Genomic DNA, 21,241 nt, shown 5'->3' with positions numbered 1-21,241 from the left:
GCCGTCGGCTACCACAGAAATCAACCTCGATGCTTAGCGCAGGGATGCCCTGGACGTTTCCTTTGAAACTGTGTGCTACGTTAATCGATGATAATCAATAAAAGCCGGCTAACAAGTCGATGGTAGAAAGCCCGCTTTGCAGGCTTATCTACTTCCTCCAGTAGCGTATAGCTCGCAAGATTTTCATCGGGAAATTTTATGATAAAACATATTTAAATCTTTAAATTGCTGCGGTGTTTTTGCTTTTTTGGCCAGTTCTTCCTCGTATTTGTTTTCGATGCCCATGCGCATTTGAAGGGAATAATCCGTAGAGATAAATTCCTTCATGAGTTGAGGTGTCCATTCAGACGCTTCGCCAATCGGGTTGTTAACTTCGCTAAGCTCAGTGTCCTTAAAAACAAAAGGCTCACCCGACTTAATATTCCTAAACCATAGCATTCTAATTTCTTCGCGATTTTTAGCGTCATTTTTTATCGCTGGCGTTATTGGTTGCCAAATGCTTTTCTTTGCATGAACCTGAGCAGTTCCGTGGCAAGACAGGCAAGAGGACTCTGGATTGTCAATTGGGCCATTTACACGATCATTCGCACCAAAATATTTTCTTTTATTAGGATCAAAGAGAATTCCTGTGCTTCTAAGGGTTTTTATCTCGTCACTCAAAAAACCTTCAGAAAAAGATGTGCTATCTGTTTTTCCTGGATCATTACCCCAGGCTAAACCAACGGGTACAAGGTTGTCTCTCCAATTTGCAGGCTCTTCCCCGGTTTGGTTGTTGTACATAAACGTTCCAAAGACCCAGCCAGTAGTTGACGCAAAGCGTTGATCCTTAACTGCGAAGTCAACCTGAATTAATTTCATTGGTTTGGTTTTTCTTATGCCTGCACGATTCCTAATCGTTGACTCACTCTCATCTAAATAAACGTGTGCCTTCCATTCTGGGGATCCAATCAAATGGTTATATTCCTTATCGTTTTTATCGATGTCAACAAATAGAAATTTAATAACAAAAGAGCCATTCTGGAAATTTAATTTGGTCAGGTCGGGGTTCGTTCTGTCCTTCCAGACTTGACCAAACTGGTACCCTCCAGTGTTGTTGTATAACCCGATTGCCCACGCTTGACGTTTTACTGTAAGGGAGGGGTAGACATAGCCCTCTCTTGTACTACGCTCTTTTGTTAAGCCACATAATGGCTCTCTACCGCTAGGGCCGCGGGTCATCCACGGCGCATGAAACCAATCCGCTGAAGCTTGTGGGCATCCATTGGTCATATCGCCGTTTAGGGCTTGTAATCCATAATCGAGAATTGCCTTGTAATAGGCTTCTCGCTCGCTCAATATCTTTGGATTCTTCACCATCCAAGGCTGATTCGATTGATCTGCTACTGTTATCGGGAAATTGTAGTTAGCCTTAAATTGCTCTTTAGGCCACTCGGCGATCTCTTCTTTGCGAGGTGGAGTTGAGTTTTCGAAGCCGGGAGTATAAGTAAGTGCGTATACGCTGGTTGCGTAGGAAGTAAAGACTGAAAATGTGAATATCGGAATCGAAATGAGTCTGCCACTTGCTTTTTTCGTAACGTTTCGAAATTTATTCATTGATCGAGCTCTCCGTATGCCTTAGGTTACAAAGTTTTTGCCTTGGCGAAGCATCAAAGACCAACAATTGGAGAGTAGCAGCAAATTTCTTAATTTCGAGCCATCTAAAATTATTGATAGATCACACCCAGCGGTAAGGTGCTGCGATGCCCTATGCAGTAAAAGGAGGATAAACAGCGATGGGCCTGTTCAGTCGATTGTTCGGTGGTGGGGCTGTAGTGAATGGAGTTTCTCGTACAGCTTCGCCGAAAGAAGCAAGCTTGACTGCCCGCGTATGGCCGGTCTTTGCCAGGCGCCACTGGCAGCAATGGATCGTTAGCTGCCCTCGCCAAAGGCCGGCCCAGGTTGATCGTCGACGATGTCGACGGCCACCGACACCTGGCCAGGCGAGGTGCAATCTCCCGATTAGCCGGCCCGAAGCGTCTTGTTCAATTGCGTGCACTCCTTACGCGCAGCCTCCCGCTGCTGATCCAGGTATTGCGCCAGATCGGCAATATGAACGCCTCGTGCGCTCTTCTGGCTTGTCTCGAGCCAGGTAATAGGAAGCTTGATCTGTCCGGCAAGAACCTTCCGCTGATACATGTCAGGGGTGAGGTGGGTGAAGTAGTCACTGCATATCTGCTCGAGCGAGATAATCGCCAGGCCGTTGTACTGCGCCATCAAGAAAAGGCTGTGTTCATGCATGGCTCTCCTGCTCCTGCGAAATCTGCTCTACGCTATAGGATTGCGCGGAGTTCTGCTTGTCGGGTGGCATTGATAAGGACCTACAGTGATTAACTTTTATGCTCCAAATTTTTAGGTCGATTTTCATGCCATAGCCCTCCGGCGGATAATGAAACCGGCTGCCTTACGAATCTTGGAGCACTGGATGTGGCTGCCCTTCACGCGAGACTTGCCGCAAATATCGCAGATGAACGACATCGCGGGGCGAAACATGGGCTGCATGCCCTGCGGTGGTCGGGTGGTCGGAGTGTAGGTCGGTGTATTGATCACAGCGAATACCTCTCATGGGCTCGGCGAGCGTTCGGGCTCAGCGCCAGCTGCTCTCGGTTCGTAGCACTGTTTACAGTCGGTAACGTGCCTGTAGCAGTGGGGGGGGGGGCGGAGCTGCTGTGATACAGCTTGACCAGGGTGGTGATCAGCGCCACAGCGAGCGCAAGTCTGATCAGCTGCCAGGTGCGTGTTGGGTTACGTATGGATACAGGCCTCAAAAACGTGCTTGCGCGCGAGCTCGAATAGCTCGTCGGCTGACACTGGCTCCAAGAGCTGCTCACCGTTCTGCACGGCTTCCAACCGAGTACGGTACAGCCCGGCCTGGCCGAGCCAAGCGGCTGCGTTGAGTTTCGAGTCAGGTACTGAATGCTCGTGCTGGCTCATGCTGCCTCCCGCTGATACAGGTCGATCAGGTCCTTGGCATTCGCAGCAATCAGATCTTCAGCCTCGCCAGGGCAGACGCTGTTGCCGATCAATCGGATCTGATCGGTGTTCTTGATGGGCCGCCAACCAACTGGCAGAGCAGCAGGATGCGCGCCGCGTGCTGGAGGCTCGCCTGCAGGAACAGAACAGAACGTACTGGAAGGAAATGAACGATGCTCAACAAGCTCAGGCTCGTCTGCGTGACCGGCTTGCTACCGCTGATCTGCGGCTGTCAGTCCTTGTCGATGCCGGAGCCCTTGCCGCCCAGGGTTGTGACAGTGGGGTGCGAGAAGCCACCAGCACCGGAGTCGTGGTACATGGAACCGTACGTGCCCAACTTGACCGAGCGCATGCTCAACGAATTGTCGCCATCACCGATGAAGGTGATCGGGGACTGATCGCGCTGCAGGCCTGCCAGGCCTACGTCCGCGAAGTCACCAAGTGAAAAGAGGCGAGCCGGGTGGATGCGCCAACATCCAGCCCGGCCCGCCGAACCCGCAGACCCTTCCTGCAAGTCCAGCCGTGGCCTCTGCCTTGTGCACAAAGCGCGGCGAGCCTAACACCTGTTTATCCATACAGTAAAGACTTGCATACCTATGACCTCCCCAATCATCCCTTGGATGGGTGGCAAACGCCGCCTGGCCGACCGCTTGATCCCTCTGTTCCCCCCTCATGAATGCTATGTCGAAGTCTTCGCCGGCGGAGCCGCGTTGTACTTCATGCGTCCCCAGCCCGCGCCGGTGGAGGTGCTGAACGATCTCAATGGTGACCTGGTCACCCTTTACCGCGTTGTGCAGAACCACCTGGAGGAGTTCGTGCGCCAGTTCAAATGGGCCCTCAGTTCCCGCCAGATCTTCGAATGGCAGAAGATGACCCGCCCCGAAACGCTGACAGACATCCAGCGTGCGGCCCGGTTCTTTTACCTGCAGCAACACGCTTTCGGTGGCAAAGTCACCGGGCAGACGTTCGGTACCGCAACCACCGGGCCGGCCATCAATCTGTTGCGTATCGAGGAGAACCTATCCGCCGCGTGGCAGCGACTCGCCGGCACCTACGTCGAGAACCTGTCCTGGCTTGCCTGCGCCGAGCGCTACGATCGAGCGCACACGTTCTTCTACATGGATCCGCCTTACTGGCAGACCGCTGGTTATGGGCTTGATTTCTCGTTCGAGGAATACGAGTGCATGGCCGACTTCATGCGGCGCTGCAAGGGTAGGGTGATGGTCAGCATCAATGACCATCCAGACATCCGTCGAGTGTTTGCGGGTTTCCACTTCGAGTGTCTGGATATCCGATATAGCAACACGAACCAGCGGCAGGGCAAGGCCGAAGTAACTGGCGAGCTTGTGATCATGAACTGGCAACCGTCATCGCTTGGGGGTTTATTTTAACTCCACTCCCACAGGTGCTAAGCGTAAGAAAGACTTTTAAACTGCCTGCACACCAGCTTTGCAGGCAGTTTAGCGGCCTGTGGTTACCGAATAGGAAAGTTTTCCAATTCTGCAGCACCAGTGGAGCTGCGTGATAAATGGCATGCAACGATCCCACCCAAGCCTCCATTTTGAACCTCATCCAGCACTATCTGGAGATAGGCCGGAGAGCATGGCGTACGCAGTAACTGCTCGTTCTAACAGATCATCGAATGTCAAGAACTCATCGATGTTGAACTGTTCCATCATTAACCCCATGTAGGCTCTTGCGTCTGTTGCGCTTTTGAAATGTTGTTGAGTAAAGCGGCTCATTATTACGGAGGTTTTGCATTTTGATTGTATGCCTGGGTAGCGGGACGAAATCAATGGATAATGGCTTTTTATATAGTGTTTCCACTCCGCGGTTTGAAATACCGCTTGGCCGACTTCGGCTCTGGGTTGCCCTTGTGTTGTTGTGATTTGCTTTGAGGGTCTCTCGATTTCAATCAGTTTATAAGATTGGTCAGGATAGCGAATTATAAAATCTGGCTGCAGTTTAATCTTTCCAATTGGAGATGTCTGGCCATTGGGGTAGCTGAATTCCGGCTTACTTTCACAGATGCCGTAAACATCTAACAGGACAGGATGTTTTTCTAGTATTTGATGGAATACTGCTTCAATGTCGTCAGCTTGGAATTTAAGCGCTTCACTGAGGTCTGTAATAGCAGTCTTCAACGTGTCTAATCGATTGTTGTACTGTTCCAGCCATCTTGGCTCTCCACCGAACGAACTTGTTCCCCCGGGTTCCGCTCGCCCAACTGCAGCCAAAGCGGTGGCGATATCGCGACGGAGATCTTGCTGTACTCGCAAAGTCACTAAACGCGTATCCCATGCTGCCTCATCTGCATGACTTATTATCTCAAGATGTGTAAAGAATCTTCTGTTGTTTAGGTCCGCGGGGAAAAAACCCATATTTTTATGAAGCTGCGACTCGCCAAAGTCGATTGTGCTGTCCCCGATGTGCGTGTCGAGTATGGAGCCAAAAGCGCCAAATGTTAGGATTTTAACTACGCTTTCAAGAGATGAATTAACTTGGTTCAGGCAAAGTGTCAAATTTAGCTCTTGGTCTGCGATAGTGTTTGTCTTGGTGATATTTTGAATTCGTCCACGCCAAATGCAGGAGGCTAGAGGGTGCTTGGATACTATTCTGTAAATCCCTAGGTGTTGTCCGAGCAAATGGCTTTCCTTCAAGAAATCCATCACGGCTTTCGGAGTTCGGCTGGGCTCATAATCAACTTTGATAGCAGGCCCCCCGGCGATGTACCACTGGTGTGGTGGTTCTTCTTCCGAACATATGGCCACACCATTAAGCGCTATATAGATATCTAGTTTTTTTGCTTCTAAGTAGGCGGATCTTACTATGCGGGGATACCCAGGTCCCTCAGGGTGGGGTGATATCGCCTTTGCATAGGCGTCGCGATATTTTCGTGTGTAGCAAAAAATGAACTTTGCAACTTTCTCTGTGGTGATCGGCATGTGCTTGGCCTTAATGATTGGCTTCAATTTATAAGATTATAGCTGGACGCATTGTCGCCCTCGGCTGGGCAATGGAGAAAGGCTCTTAATGAATGTGAAGAACTGCATTCTCCTCTGTCTCAAGTGCCGATTTATTCATCCTTGTGGTACGTTAAAGAATTAGTTGCCAATGGTCGAAGTGTTGGGGAGATTCTTTTTATTTCATCAAGGGTGAAAGCGGCTTTGTCTGTATTCTGTTTCTGTTTTAGAATGTCCAAAATTTTAATTGCTAGGCTTCGGAAGGCTGAGAAGAAATTTGCCTCGATGCTAATGGTTTTATACGAAACGTGATGCCCTAGGATTGGCAGTGACTCGTCGAGTGGATCAAATACTAAGATCGTTTTCGCCGTCTCGTACGGATTCTCGTCTAGATGCGCTAGCCACTTATCTCTCATGTGCTTAAGTTTTCGATGTAAGGACAACTCTTCAGCGGTTAAATGCTTTTTAATATGTTGTAGAAAAAGGTTTTCTTTTCCGCGAAGGCTTGAAGATGTCGTGATTTTAGAATAAGTAACTACTATCGAATTTAGGAGGCAAGATATGATTATCTGATTTTCATTTTCGGGGCTAAATATTGCTATCTTGGAAAAAGAAGGTGAGTTTAATAATTTTTCACCAAGCTCAGCTGTGTGTATCAGTATTTTGAAGTCTTTAATTGTCAGTTGGTTTATGTTGCATATTTTTGCACGTTTATCTTTGAGCTCGTATAGTGGGCATGGGTTGTCATTGTGAGTAAATCTTACTTCAACCGAGCCGTCTTGTAAGAGAGTTTTTTCGGTTCTCAATTCAGTATAATTGAGGCTTTTCATAGCTGTTGGTCCGATGTCAAGTTTTGATAGCGTAACGTATGTAGGCTACTTGAACCTAAGTACCCAATCCACCATTAATCATCCCCGCGGGCGTTCTAGCCCATCTGAGATTGCCCCTGCTTGGGTATCGAGGGTCACTAGGGCGGTGATGACGTTTTCATGGATACGAATTGAGCCGCGCTGGCTCACGCAAAGTGAAAGTTCCTTCGGCGCTGCTGTAATGGTGACTGGGTCCAAGAGCAGCAGTTCAAGGGTGATAGCTGTAGTTGACGCTTGTTCATCCATTACCCTGCTCTAGCTTCGAGAAAGCTCAGGCCAAATCTCAGGGCGTCTTGATAGGTAAGGGTGATCCGAGTGCCACAGAGTAGCCGGAAATGCGGGACTAACGGCCTATCGAGAACGGCGTATGGTTTCAAATCGTTTTACTGGGTGCTTGATTTGTGGCAGCCTGGCGAGTTCACTGATGACCTGTTCGCGGTGACGCAGCCAGTAGCCAGCTACAGGCTGATGTCGGCCCTCGATGAGATCAACGACCGATATGGCAGCGGAACGGTACGGGCCGGGAGCGTCCCCCGCACCCCCGATTGGGGATGCGCCGGGAAATGATGAGCCAGTCATACACTACGAAGGTAGATCAGCTGCGGACCGTCAAATGCTGACATTGCCAGATAAATAGTTCTGCGCTATTTATAAAAGTTAGCGGGTGTTTTGGTTAGTCGGTTGATAGTTGTTTATTCGCCTGAAAGCGGCGCAATATAAGGGGCTTGCCTTCTTCGGTTTTCGATATTGCCATGAGGGAATGTTGAGGGTCCCACAAAAAAATATGATCTCCGGCGTGTCCTACGAAGCGCGGGCTTCTAGTTGGCTCGTTAATTCCAAGTGTTTGAAGGCCGCTCACCGTGGATGTTACATAGTCAAATTTCTCTCCATTTATAATTTGCTGAGCCTTCCAGTAGCCTTGGCCGAAAGCAAAGAAGGGTAGCACTGCAAGCATGTAAGTGCAGACGCCGCGCAGGCGATATGCAGGAATAATTCTTGCTAAGAGCTTGAGGTTGTCTGCGTATATGGCTAGAGGTATGCCTAATAATGCTGGCACAATGAGGGTACTGTATTGGGTGGGTAGAATCTTGAGGAGAGAGAGAGTCACGATTAAATAAAGAAAAGTAACTCGCTTTAAGTTTTTATTAAAAAATCTACCGATTGGGGTTTGGCTTCTGCTTCCGGGTTCAGGGGTGGTTCCTGTCAAGCCGGTTAGTATTATGCCTGCGGCCAAGGATATGAAGGCTGAAGCTATTGGGTAAGCAGTAGTCTTTACAATGTCAGTAAGGCTTAAATACTCAAGAATATTTATGTCGAATGGGGACCAGTATCCCCAGAGGTATAGAACTGATACTGAAATGAAGTAAAGAGATGTCGGGTAGATATAGGTTCTATTTGACTGCTCTGTTGGTGTTGCGAGTAGATCGTTTATCATGTGCTACGCTCGAGATTATTGAGCTTGAATGCTCTGGGGCGACCTGTGAAACTCCGTGTTCCTATACGTATTTTGGAATGTGCGGAGAGTTAGAGTTAGGGGTTCTTCTGTCGCGCTAATAAATTTAGAACTTAGGTTGAGGGGGCGGAGTCCACGATTTATTTATTCGACTGACACCAAGGATATTGGTGAGTTCATCGAGCTCCTCTTGCGTTACGGAGAGTAACTGTCTGTTAAGCCCTATCATCCGCTGGTCGGGAAGAGAGTCGTCTGCAAAGGTTAGTCCCATCCAAAATAATGCCAAGTTTTTATCTCGTGTTACGAGGGCGGTCTTGTATTCGGGGGCCTGAGTTTGCATGGTGTTAGTCAATACTATTAAAAAAAGATCGTACATGGCGTTGTACGCATCTTGTTCTGTGTAGTTAAGCTTTGGTTTGATTAGTTTTTGGGCGGGATTGAATTGTTGCGTTCCGGCTGATGCGCTCAAAATTGCTAGAAAGGCTAAATGTGATAGAGCTATTCCTTCCTTGTGGGCTATTTCAGCCATTTCTCGCCAGCGTGCTACTCGTTTTCCACGTGCTGGTGTGTTAATAATCAATGGGGCAAGTTTGGTGAGAAGTCTTACTCCGTCATTGAAATAGGATCGGTAAGAATCTGCTAGATTATATATATAGCCAAGATCTGCACGTTCCTTTGGCCAAATTTTAATGTGCGGTAATGCTTTAGAGATCGTTCGGTAAGCGGCAAGATGCTGTTCTTTGATTTTTTCAGGGAACGGTAAGCGCCTTTCATTGCTCTCCAAGGCATATGAAATAGTGTGTATGGTGCAGGAACAGTTTTGATCACTTAAGTAGTCTATGAAGTCATCATCCGGCCTGCCGGTTGGATAAGAATTTCCATCATCGAATCTTGCGTTTATTTCTGAAATAATGTTTCTGTCAGCGATGATGTGGGTGTCAGAAAAAGTGTGAATTAGCGGTACCCAGCCACCTTTTACAAGAGCAAAGCATGTGTTGCTCAATGCAGGGGAAATTATTTGAGTTGCCGTAAAATAGTTTCCTACTGGAGGGAATTTATCGTCCCACGATGGCTTGCTGGCGATTCTTCCAAAGATGCGAATAGAAAGCTCATTTGACTCTGTATAGCTTTGCCAGTCCTCTAAGCTAAGAGGCTGTACCTTAACATCTTTGAACTGCACGTGGCCAGTTGAGCCTGTGACTTCGCACGTGACGGGGAGTTTGAAGAAAAGAGTGGTGGGGTAGTGATTATGCAGCATAAATCTGCCTTGCTTCATCGGCGGAGGTTTTGTTCCTCATGTGATCAGCTAGAAATTGCCGATGGAGGATTGAACCATCCTGGTTTAAGTTTCGGCCCACATTAGCGTAAAGGAGGTGATCTTAGGAAGGCGGGAAAGCATCTGATGACGTAGGGGTGGTACAAAGTTGGTACATGTCTGTGAGTTTTGTTGTATAGGCCAGTAAATTCAAGGGGTTTGAGTAAAACACTCCCAATCCATCATGGGCGCAACGCTGAAGCGACGGGAAGGCTCAGAGCGCGTGGTTGCTGGGTTAGAGCCTGTGTTTGTGGTCATATCGTTCAACGTGTCTTGTACCAAATTCAGCAGTTTCGAGGGTGTTTGCAGCAAACCGAGAAGCTCGACGTAGCAAAAGTCGGCGGCAGGAGATCGGTGATTGCCAGGGCAGGCGGTTAGTTTACCAAGAGAGCTGGCTATCCGTCTGGACTCGATCTATGCGCAGCCCTGCAGCCTTCTACCCAGATTAGCCACCAGCCAACCTACTTGAGCGGCACGTAGATGTCCGTTTGCCATTGCTCCAGCGGCGTTTCCGGATACACGCTCAAGTAGTGAAAGAACAACGGATGATCCCGCAGTTCCTCGTTGCTCGAAGGCAACCAGTCCCGATAAAGCGGATAGATGGTTTCGCCAATGTAGTCAGGCGAGCCGGTATGCCGGATCACGGCGCAGCGGCCCGCCGGGATGACGCGTTCGTGTACGCCGAAATCATTGGGCTGCACGGCTTCGTCTATCTCGCCACACACGGCGAAGCGAAAGGCGTGCGCCGGGGTGGTGTCGGGGTTGTCGTAGGGAATGCCGAAGGTTCGGCTGCTGGCCACCGGTGACTGGCCACTCTGAATGCGCCATTGGCGAAAACGCGCGACACTTTCACTGACCAGGCCGGGCGCCCCTTGGTGTTCGAGCGCGGCCACATGAGTTTCGGCGAAATCCACGATACGGATCTGCATGGTGATGCTCCTGGAATGGTGGGGAACAACGAAAACCGCACTCCAGGCCTGCCAGTTCGGGGCCTTGGCGAATACGCTCGGCGCCATGCCAAAAGCACGCTTGAAGGCCCTGGAAAAGGCTTCGGGGCTATCGAAGCCGGCACCGAAAGCTGCTTCCAGCACGGAGATGGCTGGCGAGGCGACCAGTTGATGCGCCGCGCGTCGAAGCCTCATCAGTTGCACATACCGTGAAACCGGAACGCCGATGTATGCCGAGAACTGCCGATGAAAGTGAAAGGCCGAGAAATTGGCGATGCGGCTCAGGGCATTTACCGACAGGTCGCCTTCGAGGTGGCTGTCGATGTAGGCAAGCACGGCTTCGAACCGTTTTGCGTAGGTTGGGTTGTGCTGTGAGTCAGTCAACGAACGGAATCTCCGGAAGGTGCGGTGAGCGCTAGCATCCGTTGTTCAGGCGTGGAGGTGCCTAGCCGTGATTGCTCTATCGGGGATTGTCTTGACCATGCTGTGGATGGCACCGGCGTTACCGGTGTTCGCAGGGGAGGGCAGGAGGGTGAGTACAGTACGATCACTGGCGCTTCCGTGCAGGTGGAAAGCGCCAGCGTAACTGCCCCCGCATGATCAGTCGACTGGGCGCAGCGGGTGGTTCACCCCGATCAATGATGCGCGCTGGCCACCGCAATGCTTTCGTCAGAATCGCTGAAGGCCGCCTGGGTCAGAACGCGTACACCAACGTGGCCGTGGCGCTACGCGGGCTGCCATACCAGCCACGCGAGCCAATTGCCGTGTAGTAGGTCTTGTCAAACACGTTGTCGAGGTTCAGTGAGACGCTGGTTTGTGGCGTGAAGGCATATTGCGCCATGAGGTTGACCATGCTGTAGGCGTCCTGGGTGAAGGTCTCGCGGTGGGGGCCTGCGTATTTTTTGTACTCCGCGCCCTGCCAGCGCACACCACCGCCCACTTTCAGCTGCGGCAGTGACTGCAGGCGGTAGCTGGTGAACAGTTTGAGGGTGTCGCGCGGCACTTCGGTGAGCAGGCGGTCACCATCCGCGTTCTTGCTTACGGCATAGGTGTAGCTGGCCGACACTTGCCAGTCAGGCAGGACCTCGCCCGCCACTTCCATCTCGAAACCGCGGGTCTTGGTGTTGGACTCGGCACGGTAGGCCTGGTTGCCGTCCGGCGCCTTGTTGTCGCCGTCCTGCACGGGCAGGTTGTCCTGGTGCACTTCGAACACGCTGAGCGCAGCAGTCAGGCGCTTGTCCCAGAACTCGCTCTTCAGGCCCAGCTCATAGTTAACGCCCTCCAACGGGTCGAGGTAGCTGCCCGTTGCTGTCTGTTTGTCTTGCGGGTTGAAGATGGTGGTGTAGCTGGCATAGGCCGACCAGTTGTCGTCGATGTCGTAAACCAGCCCGACGTAAGGGGTGACGACCCCTGTTTCTTTTTGCGAGGTGCGTTCGGTTTTACCGCTCGCCAGCTGCTCGTGGGTTTCGTCACGTTGCCAGTCGATCACCCGTGCGCCGGTAATCAGCGACAGGTCATCGTTCAGGCTCCAGCGCACCGAAGCCACCAGGCCGTCCTGGGTTTCATCCAGCGCATCCTTTGTCGTCTTGTTGTAGATAGCGTCAGGTATTGGCAACGAGCCATCCCAGTCATGGATGTTGTCGATATCCTGATACGTCCACAGATCGTAGCCGTCGTTGCGGTAGTAGGCCCGGTAGTGGCTTAGCCCGACGTACGCCTGGTGCTCGCGCGACAACAGTTCGAACGGGCCCGTAGCCGACAGGTCGAAGGAGGTCTGCCGAGGTTCGCCTGCCCATCGGCCAGTCCAGGTCTGGATGCCGCTGCCATCAGGTTTGACGGTGCCGCTGGCGGCGGTGGCAAATACGTCGTCATAGCTTCGGCGACTGTGTTCAGCGTTGAATTTCAGGTGCCAGCCGTTGGCCAGGTCGTGATCCAGCGTGGTGAACAGCGTCTTGGTGCGACGCTTGTGGTAGCTCCAGTCCGACGCCGAATTGAACGAGCGGGAAGGGCTGAAGTGACTGCCATCGGAGTTGAACATCGGGAAGCCATGGTTGCCGGCGCCGTCGTTGTCCATTTCCTGATACTCCGCCCCCACGGTCAGCATCGTGCTGTCGGTGATGTCCCATTCCAGCACCCCGTATGCCACTTGCCGTTCCAGGGACTGGCGGTCGACGTAGCTCTGGCTGTCGGTGTTCGAGGCGACCAGTCGCCCACGTACATTGCCGCTTTCCGACAACTTGCCGGACACGTCCAGCTCGGTGCGGTAGGTGTCCCACGAGCCTGCCTTCAGGGTCAGCTTGCGTTGCGTTTCAAACGTCGGCTTCTTGCGAATCAGGTTGACGGTCGCACCGGGGTCACCGGTGCCGGACATCAGCCCCGTGGCCCCGCGTACCACCTCGACCCGGTCATACGACACCATGTCGGCAAGGTCATCGCGAAAGCCAAAGCTGTCGGGCCGGTTGAGGCCGTCGACCTGGATGGTGCCGACCTCGAAGCCACGTACGTAGATATGGTTGGCGTCGCTGCCGGCCGGCCCCATGCTGTCGACGACCACGCCTGGGGTCTGTTCCAGTACCTGGGTAACATCGTTCAGGTTCTGGTCTTCGATCTGCTGGCGGGTCACCACGCTGATCGACTGTGGTGTCTCGCGTGCCGAGAGGCGCAGCCCGGTTGCCGTGTTGGCCGAACCTGTGGTGTAGCTGCCGGTGCCTTCGGTGGTGGCACCCAGCCCCACGCTGGAGACCGTCGTTGCAGCGAGCTCCATCGTGCCGTCCTGGCTGGGGCGGGCCAGCATGTAGTGCTTGGCTCCCGCTTGCTGCACCTGCAGGCCACTGCCTTGCAGCAGTTGCGCAAGGCCTTGCTCCAGCTCGTAACTGCCCTTCAGTCCCTCACTGCGCAGGCCAGCGATTTCTTCGTTGCCGAAGCTGACAATCACCCCGCTCGCCGTGGCGAACTGGTTGATGGCAGCCCCTAGCGGCCCCGCCGGGATGCTGTAGCTGACAGGCACGGCCCAGGCATTGGCACTGGCCAGCAGTGAGCCCGAAAGGCTCGCCACCAGCGCGGCTTGGCGAATGCTGAAGGCGGGGGGAGAAAAACAGGCGGACATCCATTGGCTCCTTTCGATGGACTATGCGGGCATCATTGTGAGAAGCGTATTGATAATAATAATTCTTCTCATAAATGCGGCCGGATAGTTATCTTTCCTCCTGCAGATGTCAATCGGTGGCTTGAGTTATTGCGGGCAGGGGCAAGCCATTGCCACGTGCTTGAAGCGACAGGGCATGGATAAAATCACTTGAGTAAATAAATCTGATTTACAATTGCGTCCCTTTTGCCGAGGCTGTCGTTTCGTGGATGCCCTGTCGCTTGTCTATGAGCACCTGACCGAGTGGGTGATCACGCCTGTTACCGACCAGTTCCTCGGCATTTTCAATCTGAACGGCCGTTTCGGGGTCTTGTTCCTTTGCATTTCCTATGGCGTCGCCTATGGCCTGTTCCGCTTCAGGAAGCAACGCGGCCTGAGCGACGCCCATTCGTTCTGGCAATTCATCGGCGGCGCCCGGGTACACCTGCATGCCTCGGCGCTGCTGGATTACCGCTACTACTTCGTGCGCGCCATTCTCAAGGTCGCGCTGGTGCTGCCCATCGTCCATCTGGTTGACCCCTACATCCTGCGCTCCGGCGATTACCTGGCCTTTTTCAGCAAGCTCTGGGGCGCACGCCCGCGTCTGGGCGAGAACCTGGCACTGTCCCTGCTCTACGGGTTAGGGGTGTTCCTGATCAAGGACTTCATCCATTACTGGGCGCACCGGGCCTTTCACTCCCGCTGGCTCTGGGCCTTTCACAAGGTCCACCATTCGGCGCCCGTGCTGGTGCCGGCGACGGCGAGCCGGGTGCATTTCGTGGAAAAGATCGTCGAGAAGCTGAGCACCGGCATTGGCATCGGCCTTTACGCCGGCTGTTTCTGGTACGTTTGCGGCGGTGAAGTCAGCCGCTACACCCTGTTCGGCGTGACCTACCTGGTGTTCATCTTCAACAGCCTGGCGGCCAACCTGCGGCATAGCCATGTCTGGTTGTCGTTCGGCCCGCAGCTGGAACATGTGTTGAACAGCCCGGCCCAGCACCAGATCCATCACAGTGACGCCCCGCGCCATTTCAACCGGAACTTCGGTACCAACCTGTCCCTCTGGGACTGGATGTTCGGCACGCTCTATGTCACCACGTCAACGCCTGAAAGCATCCGCTTCGGCACCGGCGAGCGAGACCACCAGCGTTACCTGACGGTCTACAGCCTGATCGTCACGCCCTTTGTCGACACAGGGCGTAAGGTCCTGGCGAAACGCCAGCGCAAGGCTGCGCTCGGCGCGTCCGGCAGGGCGGGCGGTTAGCTGATTCCGCTGTTGGCAAATTCTTCGCCAAGGAAGTCCCGTAGCGGCTCTCCAAAAGAACTTATTTCGCAAGCGCTCCGCGTAGCCAGTGGGAGCGGCTTAAGCCGCGAAGAATCCAGCGCGGTGCATGGCACCGGCTGCGCCGGTGTTCGCGGCTAAAGCCGCTCCCACAGGGGGCCTGCTGATTCAATAAGTTATGTGCGGTTCTGTGGGAGCGGGCGTGCCCGCGATGAGGCCAGCCCAGGCACTGATTGCGAACGACCTATGACTGGTTGACTTTGCATGCGCTCAAGAACATTTATGGCTCTGTAGTCATTTGTTTTTGAGGTGAGATCATGGCGGCGCAAACCGACGTTCTCATTGTTGGAGCTGGTCCTACCGGGCTGGCTCTGGCGCTTTGGCTCAACAGGCAAGGCGTCGCCGTAAGGATCGTCGACAAGAACCATGGTCCAGGCGAAGCCTCTCGCGCCATGGCTGTTCAAGCCCGCACGCTGGAGCTCTATCGCCAGCTCGATATGGCCGAGGCAGTGATAGATGCCGGCTACAAAACACCTGCCATGAACATGTGGGCCCGAGGCAGCCACAGAGCGCGCATCCCCTTGAAGGATGCAGGTGCAGAGATATCGGCATATCCCTTCGTGTTGATCTATCCCCAGGACCGCCATGAGCGATTACTGGTGCAGCAGCTCCATTCACTCGGCGTGGACGTGGAATGGCAGACTGAACTGCTGTCGTTCGAAGAGGGTGAAAGCCACATCACTGCCCTCCTGAAACAGGCGGATGGGCGGGAAGAGGCCTTGACTGCGGCTTACCTGGCAGGATGTGATGGCGCTCGGTCGCTCGTTCGGCATCAGATCGGCAGCGGTTTCGAGGGCGGCACCTATAAACACCTGTTCTATGTCGCGGATGTCAGGGTAACGGGCATCGAGCCTGCGGGTGAGGCACACATCGCTTTTGACAAGTCCGACTTTGTGCTGCTGCTGTGCTATGGCGAAAAGGACCAATACCGCCTGATCGGCACCGTGCGAGACGAGCGTGCCGAGCATCCTGAGCACCTGACGTTCACGGACGTTGCCCACGATGCCATCAACGGCTTGAACCTCAAGATTACCGAGGTGAACTGGTTTTCCACCTACCGGGTTCATCATCGTGTCACGGATCACTTCCGCCGTGGCAGAGCTTTTTTGCTCGGCGATGCTGCGCATGTCCACAGCCCGGCAGGCGGGCAGGGCATGAACACCGGCATTCTGGACGCGAACAACCTGGCCTGGAAGTTGGCAGCGGTGGTCAAAGGCAAGGCGCCCGATACGTTACTCGACAGCTACCAGACCGAACGCCAGGCATTTGCCCGCAAGCTGGTGGAAACAACCGACAAACTGTTCACGTTCGTTACCGCTCAGGGCGGGTTCGCGGACTTTGTGCGCACGCGCATCGCGCCGATCTTCGCCAGCGTTGCGTACAAGAGCGGGAGCGTGCGTGAGTTCCTGTTCCGGGTGGTTTCGCAAACGTCCCTTGATTACCGCGACAGTCCGCTGAGTCAAGGTAAGGCAGGTGAGGTTCAGGGCGGCGATCGTCTGCCTTGGCTGCCACGGGCCATTGCAGACAACTACGATTCACTGACAGCCATTCAGTGGCAGGTGCAGGTTTACGGTGAGGCCAAGGCAGACCTGGCCCAATGGTGCACAAAGCACGGCATTGCACTGCATGTTTTCGCTTGGGAGCATGCGTACGAGAAAGCCGGCATTGCCAGAAATGCAACTTATCTGTTGCGGCCGGATACCTATGTCGCGCTGGCTGATCCCGAGGGGGAAGCATCCACGTTGAACCGATATTTCGAGGAGCGCGGCGTTATGCTGCCCGCTTGAGGAATCGGTTGCCATCACTCAGGCGGGGAACTGGGCTATCCAGTGCCTGGCAATCTCTTCGCGCCGGCAGACCCACACCCCGTCATGGCCTTGCACGTAATCGAGAAAGCGCGCCAGCGCCATCGCACGACCAGCATGGCCACTGATCCGCCCATGCAGGCCCACGCTCATCATCTTCGGGTGGTGCGCACCCTCCTGCCACAGCAGGTCGAAAGCATCCTTGAGCAGCCGGAAGAAGTCTTCACCGCAGGCGAAACCATTCGGCAACAGATAGCGGGCGTCATTGTTGACCAGTGTGTACGGGATCACAAGGTGGGCGGGCGAGCCGGGGAGCCAGTAGGGCAGATCATCGTTGTAGGCGTCCGAGCTATAGAGAAACCCACCTTCCTCACGCAGCAGGCGGCGGGTGTTCTGGCTGACCCTTCCTGTATACCAACCTACGGGGCGTTTACCGCAGGTCTGCTCGATCACGTCGATGGTAAGGCGGATATGGTGTCGCTCCTGGTCCTCAGGCATCTTGCGATAGTCCAGCCAACGGTAGCCATGCCCGGCAATCTCATGCCCGGCAGCGTAGAGCGCATGGCCAATCGCCGGGGTCAGTTCCAGTGCTCGGCCAACGGCGAAGGCGGTCAGCGGCAGGCCCCTGGCGCCGAACAGCTCCAGAATGCGCCACACACCTGCGCGCGATCCGTATTCGTACATGCCCTCGACGCTCAGGTCCGGTTCCCCCACGCGCGGCGGGCGGCCCGGTAGTTCATGAAGCCAGGCCTCCGACTGTGCATCGCCATTGAGGATGCAAGACTCCGCGCCTTCTTCGATGTTGAGTACGAACTGGACCGCGACGCGCGCCTCACCGGGCCATCGCGGGTGGGGTAGGCAGCCGCCATAACCGATGAGATCGCGAACGGACATCAGCCCAGCTCGAAGGTCGTGACGGCGAACACACGTTCGTGTGCGATCGCCGGGGGCGGGCCGAGGTACATGCGTGCGCAGCCGAAAACCTCGATCATGCCCTGTTGGCGCACGAGCGCCATCGCGGCGGGGTTGTTCTCCGGGGCATCCAGAAACAGCGGGTGACCTTGCGCAAATGCTGCCAGGCGTGCGTAGAGGGCATTGGCTGCAAGGGCGTCATCGGCGAACAAGGGGCCGATCTTGTAGCCTTCCCGGCAGCGCCTTGCCACGCCATAGCCGCTAAGCCTGCCCTCGCGTCGGCAACCCACGGCGAGTGCATCAGCCTGGGTTATCCACCCGCTCAGGAAGGCTGCGCGCGCGGCGGGGAAGCAGGTGCGGTCGTAATCGACCACCTCATCGAACGGGAAGGTGGCCAACGGGACGATGTCCAGATTATCTACCTGCGAAGTCGCCGGGCGTTCGGTGGCCTTGGCACGAAAACGCAGGTTGCGATGGGAGAAGACGAACCCACCCTTGGCGTAGTAGTCCTGCATCGCGAAGACGCCGTCCATGCCAATGCTCGCGCCTGGGCGAAGGCGGGCGAGGAGTCGCTCGCGGCGTGCGTGCCAGAGGGTATTGCCCAGGCCTTGACCACGATACTCAGGCCGGACGATGAAAAAACCCATGAAACCGAATTCGCCGTTGTAGGAAGTGATGGCACCGCCACCGATCAATTCGTCGCCCCGGGACGCTGCGATGAAGGCGGCAGGGTCCGTAACCCAGAACAGCTCGGCATCGTGAACGCCGGGATTCCACCCCTCACGGGCAGCCCAATCGACGAGCTCGTCCAGTTCGGGACGGGTCATGTTGCGTATGACCAGCTGATTCGACACCGCGAAGTTCTCCCCAGTTGTTAAGCGGGCGTATGGTCCATCGCCAAGCTGAACTCTTAGGGTATAGCTTCAACCCGAGTATTGATCCAGGCCGTTACGCCACCAGCAGAACAGGCTCATTGCCATTGAATTGTCCTGAGCGCCTGGGCTAGCTGCCGACCGATGCGGGTAAAAAGATCCTCAACCTATACTCACGCTTGAAATGCGTCAGTCTTTCGCATTGCAGACCCTCCTTGCAGGGCAGCGCATTGCAGTGAATTACTCCAGCCCTGCCATTTTTGCGTGAGTCGTTGATCATGGATGAAGTCACTACTATGCCCGCAAATGATGTACCTGGCCTTCAAGCTGTGGTGCAGCGCAAGCTCGGACGGTGTCTGTTGCGTCTGCAACAATACGAACAGCTGCTGAAAGACATGGTCGCGCATGCTGAGTTGAGCGGCCCTGTGGATCGGCTGCATACCCTCCGTGAGCAGAAGGTCGCATGTACCGAGAAAAAAACCATGGGCATGTTGGTCGGGATGCTGACCGACAGCTTTCTGATCCAGTCGCCCCAAAATGAAGAGTCACAGACGGAAGCCGATGCTGGTGACCAGATCGGGTTCAGCTATCGAAACCAGTTGGAAATGCCAGTCGAGCACTATGAGGCAACGAAGGTGGCTATCAAGGCGTTGGTCGACCTGCGTAACAAGCTAGTTCACCACTTCATTGAGCATTTCGATCTCTGGTCAGCGTCAGGCTGCCAGGCTGCCGATGGTTATCTGGAGGAAAGCTACCAGACCATCAATCGGCATTGTTTGAATTTGCAGTGTTGGGCCAAGACCATGGTTGAGGCACGAGCTAAATTGGCGTTGTTTATACAGAGCCCGACATTTGAAAATGCGCTCGACGGAATACGGGAGGACGGCTCGGTCGATTGGCCTGACAGCGGGATCTGCTCCTGTTTACGTGAAGCAGAAGCCAAGCTTGCCGAAGGTGGCTGGACTCGACTGGAAGCAGCGATCCGCTGGATGAGTGATGCCAATCCAGAGCAGACGCCCAAGCGCTACAGGTGCAATAGCTGGAATCAGGTCCTGCACGAATCACGGCAGTTTGAAATACGAAAATCCCACGCTGATAGTGAACGGACGACCGTTTGGTATCGCAGCAAGGTCAGTTGAATGGGCTGCTGGATCGTCACTCTTTTTGTCAGCGCGTTGAGGGACTGCTTCTGACCGTTAGCTGCCCTCCGCCAAGGGTAAGCCGAGGGTCGAAAGCAGATGGTCATGACTGACCGCTATCGACCCGAAGCAGACACTGAACAGTGTATAGGCCGCCAGCCGGCAAGCATGCAAACTGTCCTTGCACTGCGCTCGATGAAACGCGACCCCTTGCCTAGTTAGCGGGCAAGAGGATCACGAAGTTCTTTTTCATGTCTTCCAGCACGGTCCATTTGCCCTTGGCGCCCGGTTCGATAATGAACGTGTCGCCAGCGGCCAGTGTGATGGGGGCGCAACCTTCAAGCTCGATGACGCAGCACCCACTCAGGACATGGCAGAACTCCCAGACTTTGTAGTCGATGCGCCAAGCTCCGGTGCTGGCTTCCCATTCTCCGGAAATGCGCCCTTGCTGTTCATCGTGATAGTACTTGGACGTCAGCGTATGAGGGGTGCCTTCCACGACTTCTTCAAAAAAGGGAAGGTCGCGCACCGGTTGGATATCCAGTTCGCGGAACACGGTCAGTTTCTTGTTCATGGTTGTTTCTCGAGCACGTTGTGGGTAGGGCGATACATCAAATAGGCTTCACCGGTTACGCCCAGCATCGGGTGTGGAACGATCTGGCAGGTTTTAACAATCTGAAAACCGTGACGTTCGTAGAAGCGGCGTGCACCGTGGTTTTCTGCATAATCGATCAGGCATAGCCCATCCAGGCCAGAGTCCTCAGCGCGCTGCTGGGCGTGGCGAAGAAACTGGGCGCCCAGCCCCTGGCTGCGCCAGGCCTCATCCAGGGCCAGGCTGGATATGTACAAGGTGTCGGGTATTTCCATGTCGGAATAAGGCGCGAGGACCGGGTCTGTCTCGACAGGCCTGTCAGGGGTCTCGCGCAAGGCATAGCTATGCATCATGCCGATGACGCGCCCTTCGAAAGTGGCCATCAGGCAGTTCTTGTAGGAAAAGTCGCCCTGTTCCCTGGCATAGCGAGACGCACCGACACTCAGCAATGCTTCTCCAGGTGCGGCAAGCTTGCTCCATATGTAATCGGCCATGCCCTCCGATGTCAGTTGAAAGAAGCGTGCAATATCGTGTGCGTCCGAGGCTTGAGCGGGTCTGAAGTCGATAGGCATGTACAGTGCTCCCATGGCATCGGGTGGTTGGTTTTCAAGGATTACGCCTTTGGCAGGGTGGCAGGGTAGGTGGGTTCAACGGTTCCCATCATGCTCTGGGCGAACACCGTCAGTACGGTGTGCGACGCTGCTCCATGCTCAAAGGCACGTGGCCGTCCAGGGCTCATGTCTGGGGAATCGATCGTTCAGTTGCCGTAGGTGGTGAGGCAAGAGGCGGGGCGACGTCTACTTCCATGGCGTAATAGCTGGAACCAGAGCTAGCCAGCTCTCTTAGAACTGCACATAACTCATTGAATTAGCAGGGACGCTGTGGGAGCGGCTTTAGCC

The 21,241-nt window shown here is 54.4% G+C and carries 17 protein-coding genes and 3 pseudogenes; 6 read left to right on the top strand and 14 right to left on the bottom strand.

The window, feature by feature from the left end:
- Positions 1-183: 183 nt before the first annotated feature.
- The 3 genes and pseudogenes from M2S36_RS23870 to M2S36_RS23860 all read right to left on the bottom strand — a co-directional run bounded on the left by M2S36_RS23870 (position 184) and on the right by M2S36_RS23860 (position 2,970).
- Positions 184-1,593 (bottom strand): cytochrome P460 family protein, encoded by a 1,410-nt coding sequence (locus tag M2S36_RS23870; protein WP_233688165.1) that lies wholly within the window; start codon positions 1,591-1,593, stop codon positions 184-186.
- 405 nt (positions 1,594-1,998) lie between these two features.
- Positions 1,999-2,273 (bottom strand): annotated as a pseudogene (locus M2S36_RS23865) (pyocin activator PrtN family protein).
- Between the two features lie 508 nt (positions 2,274-2,781).
- Entirely contained in the window at positions 2,782-2,970 is a 189-nt protein-coding gene (locus M2S36_RS23860; protein WP_233688167.1) for a hypothetical protein, read from the bottom strand.
- A gap of 118 nt (positions 2,971-3,088) precedes the next feature.
- On the opposite strand from M2S36_RS23860, the pseudogene M2S36_RS23855 reads away from it, so the two are divergent.
- Positions 3,089-3,454, top strand: a pseudogene (locus M2S36_RS23855) (lysis protein); the annotation flags it as partial.
- A gap of 151 nt (positions 3,455-3,605) precedes the next feature.
- Positions 3,606-4,400 (top strand): DNA adenine methylase, encoded by a 795-nt coding sequence (locus M2S36_RS23850; RefSeq protein WP_333957977.1) that lies wholly within the window; start codon positions 3,606-3,608, stop codon positions 4,398-4,400.
- Positions 4,401-4,577: 177 nt separating this feature from the next.
- On the opposite strand, the gene M2S36_RS23845 is transcribed toward M2S36_RS23850, so the two are convergent.
- From M2S36_RS23845 to M2S36_RS23835, 3 genes are all read right to left on the bottom strand, one after another.
- The gene (locus tag M2S36_RS23845; protein WP_333957976.1) at positions 4,578-5,954 is read right to left on the bottom strand and encodes a Shedu anti-phage system protein SduA domain-containing protein; all 1,377 of its coding nucleotides are present in this window, start codon (positions 5,952-5,954) and stop codon (positions 4,578-4,580) included.
- 131 nt (positions 5,955-6,085) lie between these two features.
- On the bottom strand, positions 6,086-6,802 hold the full coding sequence (locus M2S36_RS23840) for a hypothetical protein (RefSeq protein WP_333957975.1): 717 nt from the start codon (positions 6,800-6,802) through the stop codon (positions 6,086-6,088).
- A 78-nt stretch (positions 6,803-6,880) separates the two neighbouring features.
- A complete protein-coding gene (locus tag M2S36_RS23835) occupies positions 6,881-7,087 on the bottom strand; it encodes a hypothetical protein (protein WP_333957974.1) in 207 nt (68 codons plus the stop codon).
- Between the two features lie 144 nt (positions 7,088-7,231).
- Between M2S36_RS23835 and M2S36_RS23830 the strand changes: the two are divergent.
- Positions 7,232-7,461 (top strand): annotated as a pseudogene (locus M2S36_RS23830) (DUF4113 domain-containing protein); the annotation flags it as partial.
- Between the two features lie 53 nt (positions 7,462-7,514).
- Here the strand turns inward: M2S36_RS23830 and M2S36_RS23825 are convergent.
- The 4 genes from M2S36_RS23825 to M2S36_RS23810 form a co-directional block, all read right to left on the bottom strand.
- Positions 7,515-8,276: a hypothetical protein gene (locus tag M2S36_RS23825; protein WP_137138058.1), complete on the bottom strand. Its 762-nt coding sequence runs from the start codon at positions 8,274-8,276 to the stop codon at positions 7,515-7,517.
- 124 nt (positions 8,277-8,400) lie between these two features.
- Positions 8,401-9,474 carry a hypothetical protein gene (locus M2S36_RS23820; protein ID WP_333957973.1) on the bottom strand — a complete coding sequence of 358 codons (1,074 nt, stop codon included), beginning with the start codon at positions 9,472-9,474 and terminating at the stop codon, positions 8,401-8,403.
- 596 nt (positions 9,475-10,070) lie between these two features.
- Positions 10,071-10,940, bottom strand: coding sequence for an AraC family transcriptional regulator (locus M2S36_RS23815; protein WP_333957972.1), 870 nt, complete (start codon positions 10,938-10,940; stop codon positions 10,071-10,073).
- Between the two features lie 310 nt (positions 10,941-11,250).
- Positions 11,251-13,662 carry a TonB-dependent siderophore receptor gene (locus tag M2S36_RS23810; protein WP_333957971.1) on the bottom strand — a complete coding sequence of 804 codons (2,412 nt, stop codon included), beginning with the start codon at positions 13,660-13,662 and terminating at the stop codon, positions 11,251-11,253.
- Positions 13,663-13,906: 244 nt separating this feature from the next.
- Here M2S36_RS23810 and M2S36_RS23805 point away from each other — a divergent pair, with 244 nt between their 5' ends.
- Both M2S36_RS23805 and M2S36_RS23800 read left to right on the top strand, forming a co-directional pair.
- Positions 13,907-14,944, top strand: a complete 1,038-nt coding sequence (locus M2S36_RS23805; protein WP_233688177.1) for a sterol desaturase family protein — start codon at positions 13,907-13,909, stop codon at positions 14,942-14,944.
- A gap of 335 nt (positions 14,945-15,279) precedes the next feature.
- Entirely contained in the window at positions 15,280-16,809 is a 1,530-nt protein-coding gene (locus tag M2S36_RS23800) for an FAD-dependent oxidoreductase (protein WP_333957970.1), read from the top strand.
- 18 nt (positions 16,810-16,827) lie between these two features.
- Here M2S36_RS23800 and M2S36_RS23795 read toward each other — a convergent pair whose 3' ends face one another.
- Both M2S36_RS23795 and M2S36_RS23790 read right to left on the bottom strand, forming a co-directional pair.
- Positions 16,828-17,721, bottom strand: coding sequence for a polysaccharide deacetylase family protein (locus M2S36_RS23795; protein ID WP_333957969.1), 894 nt, complete (start codon positions 17,719-17,721; stop codon positions 16,828-16,830).
- Complete coding sequence (locus tag M2S36_RS23790) at positions 17,721-18,593, bottom strand: GNAT family N-acetyltransferase (protein ID WP_333957968.1); 873 nt, start codon at positions 18,591-18,593, stop codon at positions 17,721-17,723. The genes M2S36_RS23795 and M2S36_RS23790 overlap by 1 nt, the downstream gene beginning before the upstream one ends.
- A gap of 296 nt (positions 18,594-18,889) precedes the next feature.
- Here M2S36_RS23790 and M2S36_RS23785 point away from each other — a divergent pair, with 296 nt between their 5' ends.
- Positions 18,890-19,750: an OST-HTH/LOTUS domain-containing protein gene (locus tag M2S36_RS23785; RefSeq protein WP_333957967.1), complete on the top strand. Its 861-nt coding sequence runs from the start codon at positions 18,890-18,892 to the stop codon at positions 19,748-19,750.
- 214 nt (positions 19,751-19,964) lie between these two features.
- Here the strand turns inward: M2S36_RS23785 and M2S36_RS23780 are convergent, their stop codons facing one another.
- Positions 19,965-20,324 carry a cupin domain-containing protein gene (locus M2S36_RS23780; protein WP_019472176.1) on the bottom strand — a complete coding sequence of 120 codons (360 nt, stop codon included), beginning with the start codon at positions 20,322-20,324 and terminating at the stop codon, positions 19,965-19,967.
- A complete protein-coding gene (locus M2S36_RS23775) occupies positions 20,321-20,914 on the bottom strand; it encodes a GNAT family N-acetyltransferase (protein ID WP_233694860.1) in 594 nt (197 codons plus the stop codon). Before M2S36_RS23775 ends, M2S36_RS23780 begins: the two co-directional genes overlap by 4 nt.
- Positions 20,915-21,241 lie beyond the last annotated feature (327 nt).

Source organism: Pseudomonas sp. SF2, from assembly GCF_036858055.1.
Lineage (GTDB): Bacteria > Pseudomonadota > Gammaproteobacteria > Pseudomonadales > Pseudomonadaceae > Aquipseudomonas.
Note: the sequence above shows the minus strand (reverse complement) of the source record. Positions and strands in the feature narration are given on the sequence as shown.